At 53.4% G+C, this 20382-nt stretch carries 23 protein-coding genes; 7 read left to right on the top strand and 16 right to left on the bottom strand.

The window, feature by feature from the left end; all coding sequences use genetic code 11:
• From FE839_RS03445 to fkpA, 9 genes are all read right to left on the bottom strand, one after another.
• Positions 1-697: elongation factor Tu (locus tag FE839_RS03445; RefSeq protein ID WP_138359184.1), on the bottom strand; the 697-nt coding region annotated here is incomplete at its 3' end.
• Between the two features lie 69 nt (positions 698-766).
• Positions 767-2881: an elongation factor G gene (gene fusA, locus FE839_RS03450; protein WP_138359186.1), complete on the bottom strand. Its 2115-nt coding sequence runs from the start codon at positions 2879-2881 to the stop codon at positions 767-769.
• Between the two features lie 96 nt (positions 2882-2977).
• The gene (gene rpsG / locus FE839_RS03455; RefSeq protein ID WP_002436307.1) at positions 2978-3448 is read right to left on the bottom strand and encodes a 30S ribosomal protein S7; all 471 of its coding nucleotides are present in this window, start codon (positions 3446-3448) and stop codon (positions 2978-2980) included.
• 95 nt (positions 3449-3543) lie between these two features.
• The gene (gene rpsL, locus FE839_RS03460; protein WP_002920115.1) at positions 3544-3918 is read right to left on the bottom strand and encodes a 30S ribosomal protein S12; all 375 of its coding nucleotides are present in this window, start codon (positions 3916-3918) and stop codon (positions 3544-3546) included.
• A 124-nt stretch (positions 3919-4042) separates the two neighbouring features.
• Positions 4043-4330: a sulfurtransferase complex subunit TusB gene (tusB, locus tag FE839_RS03465; RefSeq protein WP_138359188.1), complete on the bottom strand. Its 288-nt coding sequence runs from the start codon at positions 4328-4330 to the stop codon at positions 4043-4045.
• Positions 4331-4337: 7 nt separating this feature from the next.
• Positions 4338-4697 (bottom strand): sulfurtransferase complex subunit TusC, encoded by a 360-nt coding sequence (gene tusC / locus FE839_RS03470; RefSeq protein ID WP_138359190.1) that lies wholly within the window; start codon positions 4695-4697, stop codon positions 4338-4340.
• Entirely contained in the window at positions 4697-5083 is a 387-nt protein-coding gene (tusD, locus tag FE839_RS03475) for a sulfurtransferase complex subunit TusD (protein ID WP_138359192.1), read from the bottom strand. Before tusD ends, tusC begins: the two co-directional genes overlap by 1 nt.
• The gene (locus FE839_RS03480; RefSeq protein ID WP_110275001.1) at positions 5083-5805 is read right to left on the bottom strand and encodes a helix-turn-helix transcriptional regulator; all 723 of its coding nucleotides are present in this window, start codon (positions 5803-5805) and stop codon (positions 5083-5085) included. Before FE839_RS03480 ends, tusD begins: the two co-directional genes overlap by 1 nt.
• A 166-nt stretch (positions 5806-5971) precedes the next feature.
• Positions 5972-6790, bottom strand: a complete 819-nt coding sequence (fkpA, locus tag FE839_RS03490) for an FKBP-type peptidyl-prolyl cis-trans isomerase (RefSeq protein ID WP_138359194.1) — start codon at positions 6788-6790, stop codon at positions 5972-5974.
• Positions 6791-7012: 222 nt separating this feature from the next.
• On the opposite strand from fkpA, the gene FE839_RS03495 reads away from it, so the two are divergent.
• A complete protein-coding gene (locus FE839_RS03495) occupies positions 7013-7231 on the top strand; it encodes a protein SlyX (RefSeq protein WP_138359196.1) in 219 nt (72 codons plus the stop codon).
• A 57-nt stretch (positions 7232-7288) separates the two neighbouring features.
• Here the strand turns inward: FE839_RS03495 and slyD are convergent, their stop codons facing one another.
• From slyD to kefG, 4 genes are all read right to left on the bottom strand, one after another.
• Entirely contained in the window at positions 7289-7870 is a 582-nt protein-coding gene (gene slyD / locus FE839_RS03500) for a peptidylprolyl isomerase (RefSeq protein ID WP_138359198.1), read from the bottom strand.
• Positions 7871-7964: 94 nt separating this feature from the next.
• On the bottom strand, positions 7965-8165 hold the full coding sequence (locus tag FE839_RS03505) for a YheV family putative zinc ribbon protein (RefSeq protein WP_138359200.1): 201 nt from the start codon (positions 8163-8165) through the stop codon (positions 7965-7967).
• A gap of 12 nt (positions 8166-8177) precedes the next feature.
• Entirely contained in the window at positions 8178-9983 is a 1806-nt protein-coding gene (kefB, locus tag FE839_RS03510) for a glutathione-regulated potassium-efflux system protein KefB (protein ID WP_138359202.1), read from the bottom strand.
• Positions 9970-10530: a glutathione-regulated potassium-efflux system ancillary protein KefG gene (kefG, locus tag FE839_RS03515; RefSeq protein WP_138359204.1), complete on the bottom strand. Its 561-nt coding sequence runs from the start codon at positions 10528-10530 to the stop codon at positions 9970-9972. The genes kefB and kefG overlap by 14 nt, the downstream gene beginning before the upstream one ends.
• Before the next feature lie 178 nt (positions 10531-10708).
• On the opposite strand from kefG, the gene FE839_RS03520 reads away from it, so the two are divergent.
• The 4 genes from FE839_RS03520 (at position 10709) to FE839_RS03535 (ending at position 14916) form a co-directional block, all read left to right on the top strand.
• A complete protein-coding gene (locus tag FE839_RS03520; RefSeq protein WP_138359206.1) occupies positions 10709-12613 on the top strand; it encodes an ABC transporter ATP-binding protein in 1905 nt (634 codons plus the stop codon).
• A 184-nt stretch (positions 12614-12797) separates the two neighbouring features.
• Positions 12798-13796 (top strand): hydrolase, encoded by a 999-nt coding sequence (locus FE839_RS03525; protein ID WP_171034816.1) that lies wholly within the window; start codon positions 12798-12800, stop codon positions 13794-13796.
• Positions 13793-14011 carry a YheU family protein gene (locus FE839_RS03530; protein ID WP_138359210.1) on the top strand — a complete coding sequence of 73 codons (219 nt, stop codon included), beginning with the start codon at positions 13793-13795 and terminating at the stop codon, positions 14009-14011. The genes FE839_RS03525 and FE839_RS03530 overlap by 4 nt, the downstream gene beginning before the upstream one ends.
• A gap of 35 nt (positions 14012-14046) precedes the next feature.
• On the top strand, positions 14047-14916 hold the full coding sequence (locus tag FE839_RS03535; protein ID WP_138359212.1) for a phosphoribulokinase: 870 nt from the start codon (positions 14047-14049) through the stop codon (positions 14914-14916).
• Positions 14917-14964: 48 nt separating this feature from the next.
• Here FE839_RS03535 and FE839_RS03540 read toward each other — a convergent pair whose 3' ends face one another.
• Positions 14965-15369, bottom strand: coding sequence for an OsmC family protein (locus FE839_RS03540; protein WP_138359214.1), 405 nt, complete (start codon positions 15367-15369; stop codon positions 14965-14967).
• Positions 15370-15673: 304 nt separating this feature from the next.
• On the opposite strand from FE839_RS03540, the gene crp reads away from it, so the two are divergent.
• Both crp and FE839_RS03550 read left to right on the top strand, forming a co-directional pair.
• Positions 15674-16306 (top strand): cAMP-activated global transcriptional regulator CRP, encoded by a 633-nt coding sequence (gene crp / locus FE839_RS03545; RefSeq protein ID WP_000242758.1) that lies wholly within the window; start codon positions 15674-15676, stop codon positions 16304-16306.
• A 51-nt stretch (positions 16307-16357) separates the two neighbouring features.
• Entirely contained in the window at positions 16358-18436 is a 2079-nt protein-coding gene (locus FE839_RS03550; RefSeq protein WP_138359216.1) for a YccS/YhfK family putative transporter, read from the top strand.
• On the opposite strand, the gene argD is transcribed toward FE839_RS03550, so the two are convergent.
• The gene (gene argD / locus FE839_RS03555; RefSeq protein ID WP_138359218.1) at positions 18426-19646 is read right to left on the bottom strand and encodes a bifunctional acetylornithine/succinyldiaminopimelate transaminase; all 1221 of its coding nucleotides are present in this window, start codon (positions 19644-19646) and stop codon (positions 18426-18428) included. The two genes, FE839_RS03550 and argD, sit on opposite strands and share 11 nt — an antisense overlap.
• Before the next feature lie 90 nt (positions 19647-19736).
• Positions 19737-20300 carry an aminodeoxychorismate synthase component 2 gene (gene pabA / locus FE839_RS03560; RefSeq protein ID WP_138359220.1) on the bottom strand — a complete coding sequence of 188 codons (564 nt, stop codon included), beginning with the start codon at positions 20298-20300 and terminating at the stop codon, positions 19737-19739.
• Positions 20301-20382: the final 82 nt, after the last annotated feature.

Below are 20382 nucleotides of genomic sequence, written 5' to 3' on the forward strand. Positions count from 1 at the left end.
CTACACGACCGGTAACAACGGTACCACGACCGGAGATGGAGAATACGTCTTCGATCGGCAGCAGGAACGGCTTGTCAATCGCACGCTCTGGTTCCGGGATGTAAGAATCCAGGTAGCCAGCCAGTTCGATGATTTTCGCTTCCCACTCTGCATCGCCTTCCAGCGCTTTCAGAGCAGAACCACGAACGATCGGCGTGTCGTCGCCCGGGAAATCGTACTGAGACAGCAGCTCACGCACTTCCATCTCAACCAGTTCCAGCAGCTCTTCGTCATCAACCATGTCGCATTTGTTCAGGAACACGATGATGTACGGAACGCCTACCTGACGACCCAGCAGGATGTGCTCACGGGTCTGCGGCATCGGGCCGTCAGTCGCAGCAACAACCAGGATCGCGCCGTCCATCTGCGCAGCACCGGTGATCATGTTTTTAACATAGTCGGCGTGGCCCGGGCAGTCTACGTGCGCGTAGTGGCGAGTCGGGGTGTCATATTCAACGTGAGAAGTGTTGATGGTGATACCACGTGCTTTTTCTTCCGGCGCGTTATCGATCTGGTCGAAAGCACGAGCGGCACCGCCGTAGGTTTTAGCCAGTACGGTAGTGATGGCAGCAGTCAGGGTAGTTTTACCATGGTCAACGTGGCCGATAGTACCGACGTTGACGTGCGGTTTTGTACGTTCAAATTTTTCTTTAGACACGGCTATATTCCTTACTATAGTGCTCTCACCTTCGGAGAGAGCACGGGACTTGGGTTTTAATCCTGTGGATTATTTACCACGGGCTTCAATAACGGCCTGAGCAACGTTGTTCGGCGCATCATCATACTTCAGGAATTCCATGGTGTATGATGCACGACCTTTGGTCAGAGAACGCAGCTGAGTTGCATATCCGAACATTTCAGACAGCGGAACTTCAGCGTGGATCTTAACGCCAGTAACTTCAGATTCCTGACCGCGCAGCATACCGCGGCGACGGCTCAAGTCACCAATAACGTCACCAGTGTTCTCTTCCGGCGTTTCTACTTCAACCTTCATGATCGGCTCAAGCAGAACGGGTTTTGCTTTCTTAAAGCCTTCTTTAAAGGCAATAGACGCAGCCAGTTTAAACGCCAGTTCAGAGGAGTCAACGTCGTGGTAAGAACCGAAGTGCAGACGCACGCCCAGATCAACTACCGGGTAACCCGCCAGCGGACCCGCTTTCAGCTGTTCCTGGATGCCTTTATCAACGGCCGGGATGTATTCGCCAGGGATTACACCGCCTTTAATGTCGTTGATGAACTCATAACCTTTCGGGTTAGAACCCGGCTCCAGCGGGTACATGTCGATAACAACATGACCGTACTGACCGCGACCACCAGACTGCTTAGCGTGTTTACCTTCGATATCAGTAACTTTCGCGCGAATCGCTTCACGGTAAGCAACCTGAGGTTTACCGACGTTCGCTTCAACGTTGAATTCACGCTTCATACGGTCAACGATGATGTCGAGGTGCAGCTCACCCATACCGGCGATAATAGTCTGGTTAGACTCTTCGTCAGTCCATACGCGGAATGACGGGTCTTCTTTAGCCAGACGGCCCAGAGCCAGACCCATTTTTTCCTGGTCAGCTTTGGTTTTCGGCTCAACGGCGATGGAGATTACCGGCTCCGGGAATTCCATACGTTCCAGAATGATCGGCGCATCCGGGTCACACAGAGTGTCACCGGTGGTAACGTCTTTCAGACCGATTGCAGCAGCGATGTCGCCCGCGCGAACTTCTTTGATCTCTTCACGTTTGTTAGCGTGCATCTGAACGATACGACCGAAACGCTCACGCGCCGTTTTCACGGAGTTCAGTACAGTATCGCCAGAGTTAACCACACCGGAGTACACGCGGAAGAAGGTCAGGTTGCCCACGAACGGGTCGGTAGCGATTTTGAACGCCAGTGCAGAGAAAGGCTCATCATCGCTCGCGTGACGCTCAGCCGGCGTGTCTTTACCGTCGTCCAGGATACCGTTGATCGCAGGTACATCAACCGGGGATGGCAGGTAATCAATTACCGCATCCAGCATCGCCTGAACACCTTTGTTCTTAAATGCAGAACCACAGGTTACCAGGATGATTTCGTTGTTCAGAACACGCTGACGCAGAGCATTTTTGATCTCGGCTTCAGTCAGTTCTTCACCACCCAGGTATTTTTCCATCAGCTCTTCAGAAGCTTCAGCTGCAGATTCGATCAGGTTCTGGTGCCATTCGTCAGCCAGATCCTGCATGTCAGCCGGGATATCTTCGTATTCGAAGGTAACGCCCTGATCTGCATCATTCCAGTTGATAGCTTTCATTTTCACCAGGTCAACAACGCCGGTGAAACCTTCTTCAGCACCAATCGCCAGCTGCAGCGGAACCGGGTTCGCGCCGAGACGGGTTTTGATCTGACTAACAACTTTCAGGAAGTTCGCGCCCATGCGGTCCATTTTGTTAACGAACGCAATGCGCGGAACTTTATATTTGTTTGCCTGACGCCATACGGTTTCAGACTGCGGCTGAACACCACCAACTGCGCAGTAAACCATTACTGCACCATCAAGCACACGCATGGAACGTTCTACTTCGATTGTGAAGTCAACGTGCCCCGGGGTGTCAATGATGTTAACGCGATGTGGTTCATACTGCTTAGCCATACCAGACCAGAATGCAGTAGTCGCGGCGGAGGTGATAGTGATACCACGCTCCTGTTCCTGCTCCATCCAGTCCATGGTGGCAGCGCCGTCATGAACTTCACCGATTTTGTGGTTTACACCGGTGTAGAACAGAATACGTTCGGTAGTAGTAGTTTTACCGGCGTCGATGTGCGCACTGATACCGATGTTACGGTAGCGTGCGATGGGTGTTGTACGAGCCATTTGATTCCTCGTTTATTTCTTTAGGCGCTCAATTAAGTTATCCAGAACGGGCGACTTATCTGAAGCGCCCGCCTGGTGACTATGACTCCGAAGGGATTACCAACGGTAGTGTGCGAACGCCTTGTTGGCTTCGGCCATACGGTGAACGTCTTCACGTTTCTTAACTGCAGTACCTTTGTTGTCTGCAGCATCAGTGAGTTCGTTCGCCAGACGCAGAGCCATGGATTTATCACCACGTTTACGAGCAGCTTCAACGATCCAACGCATTGCCAGGGCATTACGACGAACCGGACGGACTTCAACTGGAACCTGATAAGTCGAACCACCAACGCGGCGAGACTTAACTTCGACAGTCGGGCGCACGTTATCGAGCGCAACTTCGAAAGCTTCCAGTTCAGATTTACCAGAGCGCTGAGCCAGGGTCTCCAGCGCGCTGTATACGATTGCTTCTGCAGTAGATTTTTTACCATCTACCATCAGGATATTGACAAATTTAGCCAGCAGTTCTGATCCGAACTTCGGATCCGGCAGAATTTTACGCTGACCAATGACGCGACGACGTGGCATGGAAATACTCCGTTGTTAATTCAGGATTGTCCAAAACTCTACGAGTTTAGTTTGACATTAATATAAAACGTTTGGCCTTACTTAACGGAGAACCATTAAGCCTTAGGACGCTTCACGCCGTACTTGGAGCGAGCTTGCTTACGGTCTTTAACGCCGGAGCAGTCAAGCGCACCACGAACGGTGTGGTAACGAACACCCGGGAGGTCTTTAACACGACCGCCACGGATCAGGATCACGGAGTGCTCCTGCAGGTTGTGACCTTCACCACCGATGTAGGAGGTGACTTCGAAACCGTTAGTCAGACGCACACGGCAAACTTTACGCAGTGCGGAGTTCGGTTTCTTAGGAGTGGTAGTATATACACGAGTACATACGCCACGTTTCTGCGGGCAGGCTTCCAGCGCCGGCACGTTGCTCTTTGCAACTTTGCGCGCGCGTGGTTTGCGTACCAGCTGGTTAATTGTTGCCATTAAATAGCTCCTGGTTTTAGCTTTTGCTTCGTAAACACGTAATAAATCGCCTCATATAATATGAGGACGCAGAATTTTAGGGCGGTGCCGAAAAGGTGTCAAGAAATATACAACGATCCCACCGTTACCAGGCTAACTGCCCTGGATGTTTGGCGATGAGCCTGACGAAATCAGTATAGCTAACTCTGACGACACTGTCCGCAATTTGCCCCGTCAGCCCGCGGGCCTCAATATCGTCTTGCAGAGCGTAGAGAGTTATGGGGGCAGATTGCAGTATTTCAACAAAACGGCCTCCAGCGATGGCCGCAACAACCCCGTCTGAGAGCAACAACAGATCGTCCCCCTCTTTAATCAAGCGGAGCATTGTCGAAATATCGGTATGCCAGGGTGATGCGCTTAGTGTGTGGAGCATACGAGCCTCAAAAACGCAGTATCACGCTGAAATCATCAAGCCGGGCGCGTAACGCCTCTGGCTCCAGCCATTCGCCATCCACAACCAATGGCGTTGTCGGATTCAGGCCGCGTTCACGCCCTGAAGCGGCACAGAACCAGCACTGATTGATGTCGTACAGCGATAGCAGTTTAAAGGTGGAGATATAATCACGCGCCAGAACTGCGGCAGGCCGCTGCCCAGGCAGTAGCTGAAATAAACCATCGCCGACGAAGAAAACGCCGATCTCTTCCGTCAGGGCTGAAGTGGCCAGCAGGGCGTCCAGCCCCTCTCTTCCCGAGGCAGAGCCGTGTGGTGCGGAGGAAAAAATAAAGGCGACGCGCTTCATCAAAACTGCACCATGCGATCACAGGTTAACGCGGCTTCCGCCAGCGCGCCCAGCCCGCTCAAGGTAAATCCTGGCTGCAAATTATGCGCAGGCAGCTCAAGCTGCCGGGCCTCCTGTTCATCGGTCACTCCGCGACGTAAAGCGGCGGCGACACAAATATGCAAGGAGACAGCATGTTCGTCATGCAGAACCTGCCACGCCCGAACCAGATCAAACTCATCGCTGGCAGGAGCCGTCAGTTGATTCGCGTTGTAGACACCTTCACGATAGAAAAAGATGCTGATCAGTTCGTGACCTTCCTGCAAAACGGCGCGGGCAAACTGCAGCGCGCTACTGGCCTGTTGCGTACCGTAAGCAGGCCCAGTCACCGTGATAGCAAAGCGCATTACTTATCCAGCCCCTGGAAATCCCCGCTTTTGAACTGGCGAATGTAGAGATATACCGTGTGCTTCGAGATATTCAACCGATCGGCAACCTGGTTAATGGCATCCTTGATATCAAAGATCCCTTTCTCGTAGAGATTCAATACGATCTGACGATTTTTAGCATTGTTAGAAACGTTACGGTCGGCATTCACCTCTTCGATGGTGAACTCAAGCGTCTGGGCAACCAGGTCGTCTACTGATGAGGCAAAATTAACCTGAGAGTTCACTTCCGTCGTTTCCGGCGGAATAAAGGTGCTCATGATCTGCGAGAAAGGCACATCAAGGTTCATGTTAATACATAACAGACCAATAACCCGGTGCTCGCGGTTGCGAATAGCAATCGTGACCGATTTCATCAGCACACCGCTTTTGGCGCGAGTAAAATAGCATTTGGAAACGCTGCTATCGGCTCCTGTCATATCATGCAACATGCGCAACGCAAGGTCAGTAATGGGCGAGCCAATTTGACGACCGGTGTGCTCACCGTTAGCGATACGAATGGCGGAACATTTTAAGTCCTGCAATGAATGCAGTACGATTTCACAGTGGGAACCGATGAGCATCGCTAACCCGTCCACTACCGCTTCATAGGATTTGAGGATATCGAAGTCAGTCTGGTCAAAAGGACGTTGATCCAGTAAATCAAGCTCACTGGTCTCATTGGTTAAAAGCGACCTGGACATGAAAAAAAGCACTCCTTTTCAGGAGCCTGTCGTTATTGTCAGGGCAGGCTCATCATCATTATTAATCTGTCTAAAGTAATACAGCGCCTGAGGTTCTTTCCAGTCTTAATTATATCTGTCTGCAATAAAAAAGCCGCCGCCCCTGAAGGCGGCGGCTTAAATCAGATTACTTCTTAGCGTCAGCGGCTGGTGCTTCAGCAGCGGCTTCCGGTTTAGCATCGTCTTTCGGTGCCGGTTTGATATCCAGCAGTTCTACGTCAAACACCAGCGTAGAGTTAGCCGGGATACCCGGAACGCCTGTTTTGCCGTAAGCCAGATCCGGTGGAATGACCAGCTTGATTTTGCCGCCTTTCTTGATGTTTTTCAGGCCTTCGGTCCAGCCAGGGATCACGCCGTCCAGACGGAAAGAGAGCGGCTCGCCACGGGTGTAGGAGTTATCAAACTCTTTACCATCGATCAGCGTACCTTTGTAGTTGACCACAACAGTATCGCTATCTTTCGGCGCATCACCGGTACCGGCTTTCTCAATTTTGTACAGCAAACCAGATTTAGACGTTTTCACCCCTTTCTCTTTTGCAAAGGCATCGCGGTAAGCTTTACCTTTAGCCGCATTTTCAGATGCGTCTTTTTCCATTTTCTGCTGAGCGGCGGTTTTTACACGGGTTTCAAACGTCTGCAGAGTCTGTTCGATCTCCTGGTCGGACAGTTTGCTCTTATTGGCAAACGCGTCCTGCACACCGGCGATCAGCTGGTCTTTATCCAGTTTGATGCCCAGTTTCTCTTGTTCTTTCAGGGAGTTTTCCATGTAACGTCCCAGGGATGCACCCAGCGCATAAGCAGATTTCTGATCGTCATTTTTGAATGCCGATTTGCTGTCCGTTGCAGGGGTCGCTTTCGCTGCGGTATCAGCCGCAAATGTCAGCGGTGCATTCAGGGCGACGGCCATTGTGGTCGCCAGCAGCGTTACTTTAAACAGTGATTTCATCCATTTCTCCAGGGCCGGGGCATCTCACCCCAGGGTTATCGTAAAAAACAAAAAACGTACTATAGAACGTTGCCGAACAAATCTATATACAGACGTGCCTGAATATCGACTCATTTAGGACTATTTTTGTATGAATTAGTTTCCTGTCGCGCCCAACGATGCTGCGCGAATGCTGAAACTTCAGTAGAATCCGCCCGCAGGATCAGACAGAAGAGGTTACTCATGCACGATCGCACTTTAGAGACTCGCCTTGCCGAGCTGGAAAGCAGGCTGGCGTTTCAGGAAATCACTATTGAAGACCTCAACAAGACCGTTACCGCCCATGAGATAGAAATGGCCAGAATGCGCGAACATATGCGCCTGATGGTGGAAAAGCTGAAGGCCACTCAACCGTCACACATGGCTTCACAGGCAGAAGAAACGCCGCCGCCCCACTATTGAGACACAAAAAAAGCGGGTCTCCCCGCTTTTTTATTGCAGAGCGCTAGCACGACGGAATTAGTGGCAACCGCAGCCGCCGTGACCGCCGCAACCACCTTTGCCATGATCGTGATCGTGGCCGTGGCCACCGCAGCACCCGTCATGGTCGTGGTCATGATCGTGGTCGTGACCATGAGCGCCGTGTACATGACCATGCTCCAGCTCTTCAGCCGTTGCTTCGCGAATCGCGACCACTTCAACGTTGAACTTCAGATTCTGGCCGGCCAGCATGTGGTTACCGTCGACAACAACGTGTTCGTCACCCACTTCGGTAATTTCAACCGGCACTGGCCCCTGATCGGTTTCAGCCAGGAAGCGCATGCCAACCTGCAGTTCATCAACGCCCATGAAAACGTCTTTAGGCACGCGCTGAACCAGGTTTTCGTCGTACTGGCCGTACGCGTCGTTAGCGCCGACTTCTACGTCGAATTTGTCGCCCACTTCGTGACCGCCCAGCGCATTTTCCAGGCCGGAAATCAGGGAACCGTGACCATGCAGGTAGTCCAGCGGCGCGCTTACCGGAGACTCATCAACCAACACACCGTCTTCTGTACGTACCTGATAGGCCAGGCTGACCACCAGGTCTTTTGCTACTTTCATGATATCTCCTGAGCATGGGAAGAATAGTGGCGCAGATTGTAGCGGAATTCTGCAGCCGTGTACCCTCTAGCTTAAAAAAAGCCGCCCGATAACGCTAGTCCGGATGAAAAATGCCTATCACTTGCTCTTCTTTGCGTACATGCTCACGGACCGCTTTATCCGCCTCACGCATCTGGTGACCGCACTTAACACACTCAACAATATCGACATTATTCTCACGCCACATCGCCAGCGAATCCAGAGCCTGGCACGCCGGACATTTCGCGCCGGCAATAAAACGTTTACGCACCGCCATACCCTTTACCTTTTATTCAAACTCGTCCCAGCCATCTAACTGCCGGCTCTCTTTTTGCATCTCTCGCTGAAAGATCTCCTCCAGCTCGCGCCGGGCTTCCCGCACGCGGGACACCTGAAGCGTATCACTCTGCACCGGCACTAACTCGCGCAGCATTCGCATATCAAGACGCCGAAAGTGCAACTGCGCGCGCTGCGCCTGATGAGGATGCATACCTATCGAGATAAGCGCTTTGCGTCCTAACTCCAGCGCACTGGAAAACGTTTCGCGCGAGAATTGCGTCACTCCGGCCTGCAGCAGTTCATGTGCTTCAACGCGTCCCCGCGCGCGCGCCAGAATATGCAGATGTGGAAAGTGTTGTTGACATATTTCCACCAGCTTCATGGTATCTTCCGGCTCGTTACAAGTAATCACAATCGACTGCGCATCTTCCGCCCCTGCCGAGCGCAGGAGTTCCAGTTGCGTGGCGTCGCCAAAATAAACTTTATAGCCATATTTGCGCATCAGATTCACCGCGCTGATATCGCGCTCCAGCACCGTAATGCGCATTTTGTTGGCCATCAGCAGACGGCCAATCACCTGGCCGAAACGCCCAAAACCGACGATAATAACCTGCGGTTTATCGTCTTCAACCCACGGAACCTCATCCTCTTCCTCCGGCGTGTTGAATCGCCGCGACAGCACCTTATCAATCAGCCTCATCAGCAACGGCGTGGTCATCATCGACAGCGTCACCGTTACTAACAGTAGCGCCATCTGGTCGTTCTGAAACAGGTGAAGCGAAGCCGGAATCGAAAACAGCACAAAAGCAAACTCCCCGCCCTGACTCAGCACGCCAGCAAACTGTACTCGCTCCGGACGGCGTAAACCGTACACGTGCGCCAGAAGATACAGGACGCCGCCTTTCACCGTCACCAGAATCGCAACGCTGGTAATGACCCACAACAAATGGGTGTACAGCACGCCAATATTTAGCGCCATACCAACGGAAATAAAGAACAGCCCCAACAAGAGCCCTTTAAATGGCTCAATGGCGGTTTCCAGTTCATGACGGTACTCGCTTTCTGCCAGCAGGACTCCCGCGATAAAGGTCCCCAGAGCCATCGACAAACCAAGCGCCTCCATAAACAGCGCCGATCCGAGAACCAATAGCAAAGATGCCGCGGTAAAGACCTCCCGTACGCCAGAGCCGGCAATAAAACGGAATACCGGTCGCAGCAGAAAACGGCCGCCGATCAGCATCCCGGAGAAGGCCAGAACTTTCATTCCTGTTTTGATCCAATCAACATGGTCGTCGCCTGAACCGACAAGCACAGGCACCAATGCCAGGGCCGGGATAACCGCCAGATCCTGAAACAGCAATACGGAGAAGCCCAGTTGCCCTGACTCGCTGCGGCTCATCCCTTTCTCGCGCATCAGTTGCAGCGCCATCGCAGTGGAGGACATCGCCAGACCAATTCCCCCCACCACCGCGGCCCGCCACGAGAAGTCGCTAAGCATTAACAAACCACCAAGAATGAGTGCACTTAAAGCAACCTGTGCCGCCCCTACGCCAAAGATAGAGCTTCTCAGTCGCCAGAGCTTGGACGGATTCAGTTCCAGCCCAATGATAAACATCAGGAAGACGACGCCTAATTCCGAGAAGTGAAGAATTTCATCGACATCGCTAATAAATCGCAATCCCCAGGGGCCGATGGCGATCCCTGCCAGCAGATAGCCCAGTACAGCGCCAATTCCTAATCTCGCCGCCAGCGGTACCGCCACCACGGCGGCAAAGAGAAATAATACGCCTGCCAGTAATAGATCAGCTCCCGCCATTTGAACCTCCCCCCGTAACAGGGCTCGCCAGCCAGTCGCCATAAGCGCGGGCGCGGCTTTTCAGTTCGTCGGGAGCCTGACGCCGCGCCCAGTAGACGATGATTGGGTTCATCCAGTGCATACGGCACATACCGGCTGTCAGTTCGAAAGGGTGGAGAATGTCATTCATCGGGTAACGGTAGGCATCACGTCGGTAGGCGCTCTCCGGTTCTCCGGTCGTTATCACACTGCGCCAGTACTTTCCCGCCAGTTGATTCCCTCCCGCTCCGCTGGCAAAACCGCGGCTTAACACTCTATCCAGCCACTCTTTCATTAGCGCCGGACAGCTCCAGGTATATAACGGGTGCTGGAAAACGATCACTTCATGCTGGCGCAGAAGGTCCTGCTCACAGGCGATATCGATAAAAAAATCCGGATAATGTGCATAGAGATCGTGCACGGTAACATTCGGCAGTTGTAACGCCGGTTCAAGTAAAACCCGGTTGGCCACGGAATCCTGAGATTCTGGGTGGGCATACAACAGCAAGACTTTCGCTGCCTGAGACATCTTTCCCTCCCGAACGTCTTCTGGCGGCCTGTGCAGCGGCTGCGTTCCGACGCAACCAGAATGACTTTGTGTATCATCTTCATTTTGGGCTACCATTGCGGCCCGGTTGAGCGAGCGCTTCGCTCCACACTACATTATCATAATGACAAATTAACATAGTCAGAACATACGGCGCCTTATGATTGTTTTCTCCTCGTTACAGATTCGTCGCGGCGTACGCGTCCTGCTGGACAACGCGACTGCCACTATCAACCCCGGGCAAAAAGTTGGCCTGGTGGGTAAAAACGGCTGCGGTAAATCCACGCTGCTTTCGCTGTTGAAAAACGAGATCAGCGCCGATGGCGGCTCTGCGACCTTCCCTGGCAGCTGGCAGCTGGCATGGGTTAATCAGGAAACCCCGGCGCTGCCACAGCCCGCCATTGACTATGTTATTGATGGCGATCGCGAATTCCGCAATCTGGAGGCCGCTTTGCGCGAGGCCAACGAACGCAACGACGGTCATGCTATTGCGACGATACACGGCAAACTGGACGCCATCGACGCCTGGACCGTTCGCTCACGCGCCGCCAGCCTGTTGCACGGTCTGGGTTTCAGCAATGACCAGTTGGAAAGGCCGGTAAGCGACTTTTCCGGCGGCTGGCGTATGCGCCTTAACCTGGCGCAGGCGCTGATTTGCCGCTCCGACCTGTTGCTGCTTGATGAACCCACTAACCACCTCGATCTCGATGCGGTCATCTGGCTGGAAAAGTGGCTTCGGGGTTATACCGGTACGCTGATCCTGATCTCGCACGATCGTGATTTCCTTGACCCGATCGTCGATAAGATTATCCATATCGAACAACAGACGATGTTTGAGTACACCGGTAATTACAGTTCGTTTGAAATTCAGCGCGCAACGCGCCTTTCGCAACAGCAGGCGATGTATGAGAGCCAGCAGCAGCGTGTCGCACATCTGCAAAGCTATATCGACCGTTTTCGCGCGAAAGCCACCAAGGCCAAACAGGCGCAAAGCCGCATCAAAATGCTTGAACGCATGGAGCTCATTGCTCCGGCCCACGTTGATAACCCGTTCCACTTTAGCTTCCGCGCGCCGGAAAGCCTGCCCAACCCGCTGTTGAAGATGGAAAAGATCAGCGCGGGTTATGGTGAGCGAGTGATTCTCGACTCAATCAAGCTGAATCTGGTCCCGGGTTCACGTATCGGTCTTCTGGGGCGTAACGGCGCCGGTAAATCAACGCTGATAAAACTGCTGGCCGGTGAATTACAGCCGCTGCACGGTGAAATTGCTCTGGCGAAGGGCATCAAGCTCGGCTATTTCGCTCAGCATCAACTTGAATTTCTGCGTGCGGACGAATCGCCGTTGCAACATCTGGCGCGTCTGGCGCCGCAGGAGACGGAGCAGAAACTGCGCGACTATCTTGGCGGTTTTGGCTTCCAGAGCGACAAGGTCAATGAAGAGACAAAACGCTTCTCCGGCGGCGAGAAAGCGCGCCTGGTTCTGGCGTTAATCGTCTGGCAGCGGCCAAATCTGTTACTGCTGGATGAGCCCACCAACCATCTCGATCTTGATATGCGTCAGGCCCTGACCGAAGCGCTGATAGATTTTGAAGGCGCGCTGGTGGTGGTCTCGCATGACCGTCATCTGATTCGCTCCACCACCGACGATCTTTATCTGGTGCACGATAGCAAAGTCGAACCTTTCGACGGCGATCTCGAAGACTACCAGCAGTGGTTGAGCGATACGCAAAAACAGGAAAATCAATCCCCAGCGGGATCGAAAGAGAACAGCAATAGCGCGCAGGCACGTAAAGACCAAAAGCGTCGGGAAGCCGAATTGCGTGCTCAAACCCAGCCGCTGCGTAAAGAGATTGCCCGTCTGGAAAAAGAGATGGAAAAGTTGAACGCTAAACTGGCGCTGGTCGAGGAGAAGCTCAGCGACAGCGGTTTATACGAGCAAAGCCGCAAAACAGAGCTCACAGAGTGTTTACAGCAACAGGCCAGCGCCAAATCCTCGCTTGAAGAGTGTGAAATGGCCTGGCTGGAAGCCCAGGAACAACTGGAGCAAATGTTGCAGGAGAGTTAAAGGTGGCCCACTATTCCGGTCAGACATGCTAAACGCGCAAGAGCAATGTCAAACTTCAGAGCAACGCGGGTTTCGCCTGGCCACAAGACCACATATTGGCTAACCTGCGTATTTTATGCGCGGTATAGTATGTATAAAGATTCCGAACAGCTCTGGTGCTATGGTTGATATTACCCCCACTGAAATGACGCCTCCTGAAGACGACTCGCAGCAGTTTCATCCGATGCGCGGCGTAAGCAATCGTCATTTGCAAACCATGTTGCCGCGGCTAATCCGTCGCAAGCTCCGTTTCACACCACACTGGCAGCGCCTTGAATTACCGGACGGCGACTTTGTTGATCTGGCATGGAGCGAAGATCCTTCCCAGGCGCGCCATAAACCGCGCCTGGTGGTGTTTCATGGCCTTGAGGGCAGCCTGCATAGCCCCTATGCCCACGGCTTAATCCATGCGGCGATGCAGCGTGGCTGGCTGGGCGTGGTGATGCATTTTCGCGGCTGTAGCGGCGAGCCGAACCGCAATAACCGCATCTACCATTCAGGCGAAACGGAAGATGCCACCTGGTTCCTGCGCTGGCTCCAGCGCGAATATGGCTGCGTACCGACGGCCGCGGTAGGCTATTCCCTCGGAGGCAATATGTTGGGCTGCCTGCTGGCGAAAGAAGGCGACGATATTCCCGTCAATGCCGCAGTGATCGTCTCAGCGCCATTTATGCTGGAAGCCTGTAGCTATCATATGGACAAAGGGTTTTCCCGTGTTTATCAACGCTACCTGCTCAACCTGTTGAAAGCTAACGCCGCGCGCAAGCTAAAAGCCTATCCAGGCTCGCTGCCCGTCGATTTACGTCAGCTAAAAAGCATGCGCCGCATCCGGGAGTTTGACGACAGCATTACCGCCCGGATCCACGGTTTTGCCGATGCGCTGGACTACTATCGCCAGTGCAGCGCCATGCCGCGCTTAAGCGATATCACGAAACCAACGTTGATTATTCATGCGAAAGACGATCCTTTTATGGATCACCATTCGATTCCCCCGCAGGAACAGCTTCCGGCAAATGTCGAATATCAGCTAACGGAGCACGGCGGGCATGTTGGTTTCGTCGGCGGTACGCTGCGTAAGCCAGAGATGTGGCTGGAAAAACGGATTCCGGCCTGGCTAACCCGCTGGTTAGGAGGGAAAATATGATTATTCCCTGGCAGGATCTCGATCCCGAAACGCTGGATAATCTGATTGAAAGCTTTGTATTACGCGAAGGCACCGATTATGGTGAGCATGAACGTTCGCTGACAGATAAAGTCTCTGATGTTAAACAACAGCTAAAAAGCGGAGAAGCCGTGCTGGTGTGGTCAGAACTGCACGAGACGGTCAACATCATGCCCCGCAAGCAGTTTCACGGCTAAAGCGGCGCACACTATCGTTTACCCTGGGAGTTGTTATGTCTGCCAAACATCCGGTGATTGCCGTCACGGGCTCCAGCGGCGCGGGAACCACGACCACCAGCCTCGCCTTTCGCAAAATCTTCGCGCAGTTAAACCTGCACGCCGCTGAAGTGGAAGGCGACAGCTTTCACCGCTATACCCGCCCGGAAATGGACATGGCGATCCGCAAGGCGCGGGATCAGGGCAAGCATATCAGTTACTTTGGCCCTGAAGCGAACGACTTCGGCCTGCTGAAACAGACTTTCGTTGAATACGGGCAGAGCGGCAAAGGTCAGTCGCGCAAGTATTTACATACCTATGATGAAGCCGTGCCGTGGAACCAGGTGCCGGGGACCTTCACCCCCTGGCAACCACTCCCCGAACCCACTGACGTACTGTTTTATGAAGGGCTGCATGGCGGCGTCGTTACGCCGCAGCATGATGTCGCGAGCCATGTCGACCTGCTGGTCGGCGTCGTGCCCATCGTCAATCTGGAGTGGATCCAGAAGCTTATCCGCGACACCAGCGAACGCGGGCACTCCCGTGAGGCGGTAATGGATTCCGTCGTTCGCTCAATGGAGGATTACATCAATTTCATCACCCCGCAGTTTTCGCGTACCCATCTCAACTTCCAGCGCGTTCCCACGGTGGATACCTCCAATCCCTTTGCGACCAAAGCCATTCCTTCACTGGATGAGAGCTTTGTCGTTATCCATTTCCGTAATCTGAGAAACATCGATTTCCCCTGGCTTCTGGCCATGCTTCAGGGCTCGTTTATCTCACATATGAACACTCTGGTTGTACCGGGAGGCAAAATGGGACTGGCGATGGAGCTGATCATGACGCCACTGGTCGAGCGGCTGATGGAAGGCAGGAAAATCAGTTAACGAATGACTCCCCCCGGTAGCGCGAACGTCTGCCGGGGTCTTGTTGGCTTACTCTTCGATCACTTCATAAGAGTGGGTAATATTTACCGCTTTCTCCAGCATCAGCGCCACCGAGCAATATTTTTCCGCTGACAGGTCAACAGCACGAGAAACGGCAGCCTCTTTCAGCGCCTTACCGGTCACGATAAAATGCAGATTAATATGGGTAAACAGACGCGGCGCCTCTTCCCGACGTTCCGAGGTCAGCTTGACTTCACAGTTGGTGACGTTATGGCGCCCCTTCTGTAAAATGGAGACGACGTCAATCGCGCTGCATCCGCCCGCCGCCATCAGCACCATTTCCATCGGGCTGGGGGCTTTATCACCGGAATTCCCGTCCATCAGAATCTGGTGACCAGAAGCCGACTCTCCAATGAAGGTTAACCCTTCAACCCACTTCACTCGCGCTTGCATAAATTGAACTCCAGAGCTGTAATTTTCCTGACAGATTACGCGCACATAACAATTCTGGCAACGGAAGGCGACCTGGGTCATGCTGAAGCGAGACACCAGGAGACATGCAGCGAAAGCTATGCTAAAACAGTCTGGATGCTACAGTAATACATTGATGTACTGCATGTATGCAGAGGAGTTCACATTACAGGCTGCGGAAAAATTCCAGCCAGATTCCCAGGTACAGGGATTTAATACGATTGCATGCCCGGATGCCGTGTAGTGTCGGCACCCGGAGATAGCTGATAACAGAGGATAACCGCGCATGGTGCTTGGCAAACCGCAAACAGACCCTACCCTCGAATGGTTCTTGTCTCATTGCCACATTCATAAGTACCCCTCAAAGAGCACGCTGATCCACCAGGGTGAGAAAGCAGAAACGCTGTACTACATCGTTAAAGGCTCAGTGGCTGTACTCATCAAGGATGAAGAAGGCAAAGAGATGATCCTCTCTTACCTCAACCAGGGCGATTTCATCGGTGAATTAGGCTTGTTTGAAGAAGGTCAGGAACGTAGCGCCTGGGTACGTGCTAAAACCGCATGTGAAGTGGCTGAAATCTCCTACAAAAAATTCCGTCAGTTGATCCAGGTAAACCCGGATATCCTGATGCGTCTCTCTTCGCAAATGGCGCGTCGCCTGCAGGTTACGTCTGAGAAAGTGGGTAACCTTGCCTTCCTCGACGTTACCGGTCGCATCGCTCAGACGCTGCTGAATCTGGCAAAACAGCCGGATGCAATGACCCACCCGGACGGTATGCAAATTAAAATTACCCGTCAGGAAATTGGTCAGATCGTCGGCTGCTCCCGCGAAACCGTTGGCCGGATACTGAAAATGCTGGAAGATCAAAACCTGATCTCCGCGCACGGTAAAACTATCGTCGTCTACGGTACCCGTTAAGTCGGTAAAACGGCGTATTGTCTGACAATACGCCGTTTTTGTTTCCTCCCCATGTGGCGCAGGCTGATTTATCACCCGGAAGTCAACTATGCACTGCGGCAAACGCTGGTGTTATGTCTGCCAGTTGCAACGGGACTTCTTCTTGGTCATTTACAGCAGGGACTCCTGTTTTCCCTCGTTCCTGCCTGCTGCAATATTGCCGGTCTGGATACACCGCATAAACGCTTCTTTAAGCGCCTGATCATTGGCGGCTGCTTGTTCGCTGGCAGTAGCCTGATTGTCCAGCTCCTTCTGCAGCGGGAAATTCCTTTACCGCTAATCCTGACCGGGCTGACCCTGGTTCTCGGCGTTACTGCCGAAATCAGTTCGCTTCATGCGAGATTGTTACCCGCCTCGCTTATCGCCGCCAGTTTTACTCTGAGCCTTGCAGGCAATATGCCGATCCAGGAACCGTTACTAATCTATGCACTCGGCACCCTATGGTATGGAATTTTTAACTGGTTCTGGTTTTGGCTGTGGCGCGAACAGCCGCTGCGCGAATCTCTGAGCCTGCTCTATCGGGAGCTGGCCAGTTATTGTGAAGCCAAATACAGCCTGCTGACCCAGCATACCGATCCGGCCACCTCGTTGCCGCCCCTGCTCAACCGCCAACAAAAAGTGGTCGATCTGATTACCCAGTGCTACCAGCAGATGCATATGCTGGCGGCCAACCAGCACAGCGATCATAAACGCCTGCTGCGCGCTTTCCAGGTTGGTCTGGATCTCCAGGAGCACATCTCCGTCAGCCTGCACCAACCGGAAGAGGTGCAGAAACTGGTGGAGCGCAGCCACGCAGAAGCGGTAATTCGCTGGAACGCGCAAACCATCGCCGCTCGACTGCGCGAACTGGCGGATGATCTGCTTTACCATCGCTATCCTCAGCGCTTTCAGATGGATAAACAGATCGGCGCTCTGGAAAAGATCGCCTGGCAGCATCCGGATAACCCGGTCGGCCAGTTTTGCGCCTGGCATTTCAGTCGCATTGCCCGGGTTTTACGCACCCAGCGCCCTCTGTACTCCCGAAATCTGATGGCGGATAAAACCCGCCGCCTGCCGCTGCTACCGGCGTTGAAAAGCTATCTGTCGCTTAAATCACCGGCGTTACGTAACGCGGCGCGCATCAGCGTAATGCTGAGTGTCGCCAGCCTGATGGGCAGCGCGTTGCATTTACCAAAACCCTACTGGATTTTGATGACCGTGCTCTTCGTGACGCAAAACGGCTACAGCGCAACACGGGTGCGGATCGTCCACCGGGCTGCCGGGACATTTGCCGGATTAGTCATCGCCGGACTGACGCTGCATTTTCACGTCCCGGAAGGTTATACGCTAACCGCCATGCTCTTCATCACGCTATTAAGCTACCTGATTATTCGTAAGAATTACGGCTGGGCGATGGTCGGGTTTACCGTTACGGCGGTATATACCCTGCAACTGCTCACCCTGAACGGCGAACAGATTATTGTTGCCAGGCTGGTTGATACGCTGATTGGCTGCCTGATTGCCTTCGGCGGAATGCTCTGGTTATGGCCGCAGTGGCAGAGCGGCCTGCTACGCAAAAACGCCCACGATGCGCTGGAAGCCGATCAGGAAGCCATCCGGCTTATTCTTAGCGACGATCATCAGGCCCCTGCGCTGGCCTATCAGCGAATGCGCGTCAATCAGGCCCATAATGCGCTGTTTAACTCACTGAATCAGGCGATGCTGGAACCTGGTTTTAACACACACTATCTGGAAGATATGAAGCTGTGGGTCACCCATAGCCAGTTCATCGTCGAACATATTAATGCCATGACAACGCTGGCGCGCGAGCACAATATGCTGACGCCGGATTTAGCGCAACGTTATCTGGAGTCGTGCGAAATTGCGCTCCAGCGCTGTCAGCAACGTCTGGATTCCGATGGGCCAGGCAGCGCAGGAGATGTGAACATTATGGAAGCGCAGGATGCCGAGGTTCCCCGCGGCCCGCTCAGCGCCATGGAGCAGCATTTGCAGCGGATCCTTGGGCATCTGAACACCATGCACACGATTTCGTCGGTGGCATGGCGTCAGCGCCCACATCATGGCATCTGGCTACGGGCCGCTAAGCGCTAAGCACGCGCTCAACCGCATGGGCAAAGCGCGTCATCCCTTCGGCAATATCGCTGTCGTCAATCACCAGCGACGGCACAAAACGCATCACGTCCGGGCCGGCATTAAGTACCATCACCCCGGCATCTGCCGCGGCATACAGAAAATCACGCGCCCGGCCTTTATACTGTGGTTTCAGCTCAGCGCCGATCAACAGCCCCATCCCGCGGATATCGCTGAACAGCTCGAACCTGGCGTCAATTTGCTGGAGCTGTTTAACGAACAACGCCCGTTTAGCCGTGACCCCCTCAAGCACTTCCGGCGTATTAATCAGATCGAACGCCGCCCCGCCGACCGCGCAGGCCAGCGGGTTGCCGCCGTAGGTTGAACCATGAGAACCCGCATGGAAAGCGCTGGCGATTTCATGGGTAGTCAACATTGCGCTAATAGGGAAACCGCCGCCAAGCGCCTTAGCGCTGGTCAGAATATCCGGCGTCACGCCATAGTGCATATACGCGAACAGCGAGCCTGTGCGCCCCATGCCGCACTGTACTTCATCAAACACCAATAGTGCCTGGTGCTGGTCGCACAGTTCACGCAGCCCTTGCAGGAATTCAGGCGTTGCCGCCATAACGCCGCCTTCCCCCTGAATTGGCTCAACCACCACCGCACAGGTATGATCGTCCATCACGGCCTTCACCGCATGCAGGTCATTGAACGGCACGTGAATGATATCGGCGGGTTTCGGGCCAAAACCATCGGAGTATTTTGGCTGGCCGCCGACGGACACGGTAAACAGCGACCGACCGTGGAAAGCGTTATGGAAAGCGATAATTTTAGTTTTGTACGGGTTATGACGCGTCACGGTGTAATGGCGTGCCAGTTTGAAAGCCGTTTCATTGGCTTCCGTCCCGGAGTTCATAAATACCACGCGGTCAGCAAACGTCGCATCGACCAGCTTCCGGCCCAGGCGCAAAGCCGGTTCATTGGTGAAAACGTTACTGGTGTGCCACAGCTTTTCACCCTGTTCATGGAGTGCCGCCACCAGCGCCGGATGGCAATGACCGAGCGCGGTTACAGCAATACCGCCAGCGAAATCAACGTACTCTTTGCCCTGCTGATCCCATACGCGGCTACCTTTACCCTTCACCGGAATAAATTCTGCCGGTGCATAAATCGGCAAAATGACCTCATCGAATGTCGCGCGGGTGATTGCCGGTTGTTCTGTTGCCATGTCATGCCCATCCTTCTTCGTTATGCAGCGATGATTATGATAATCTAATCACAAAATATGCATAAAAAATCACTCAATGGCAACCACAAATCACCGATTGAGAAAGTTTGCCAGCAGTTGATGCCCCTGCTCGCTGAGAATACTCTCCGGATGAAACTGCACGCCCTCCAGATCAAATTCACGGTGGCGAATCCCCATAATTTCGCCCTCTTCGCTTCGGGCGGTCACCTCAAAGCATTCGGGTAACGTCAAAGGAGCAATCAACAAAGAGTGGTAGCGGGTGACGGTAAGTGGATTATTCAGCCCCTGGAACACGCCTTGACCATTGTGGCTGACAGGCGACGTTTTACCGTGCATCACTCTGACGGCCCGCACGATAGTGGCGCCGAAAACCTGCGCGATTGCCTGATGGCCCAGGCAAACGCCTAAAAGTGGGATCTTGCCGGAAAAGTGGCGAATCACCGCCAGCGAAATCCCTGATTCATCTGGCGTGCAGGGGCCCGGAGAGATAACAATTTTCGTCGGCGCAAGCGCGATAATCCCCTCCAGCGTCAGCTCATCGTTACGCCTGACCAGCACTTCCGCCCCCAGTTCACAAAAATACTGATACAAATTCCAGGTGAAAGAATCGTAGTTGTCGATAAGCAGGATCATAGCGGCTCCGGAAGTCACAAACCGGGCTATTTTACTCAGATTCGCGGTTTTCGCTTATCACTTTGCAAAAGACAGGTTGATT

Origin of the sequence: Klebsiella indica, assembly GCF_005860775.1 — a bacterium.
Taxonomy (GTDB): Bacteria; Pseudomonadota; Gammaproteobacteria; order Enterobacterales; family Enterobacteriaceae; genus Klebsiella; species Klebsiella indica.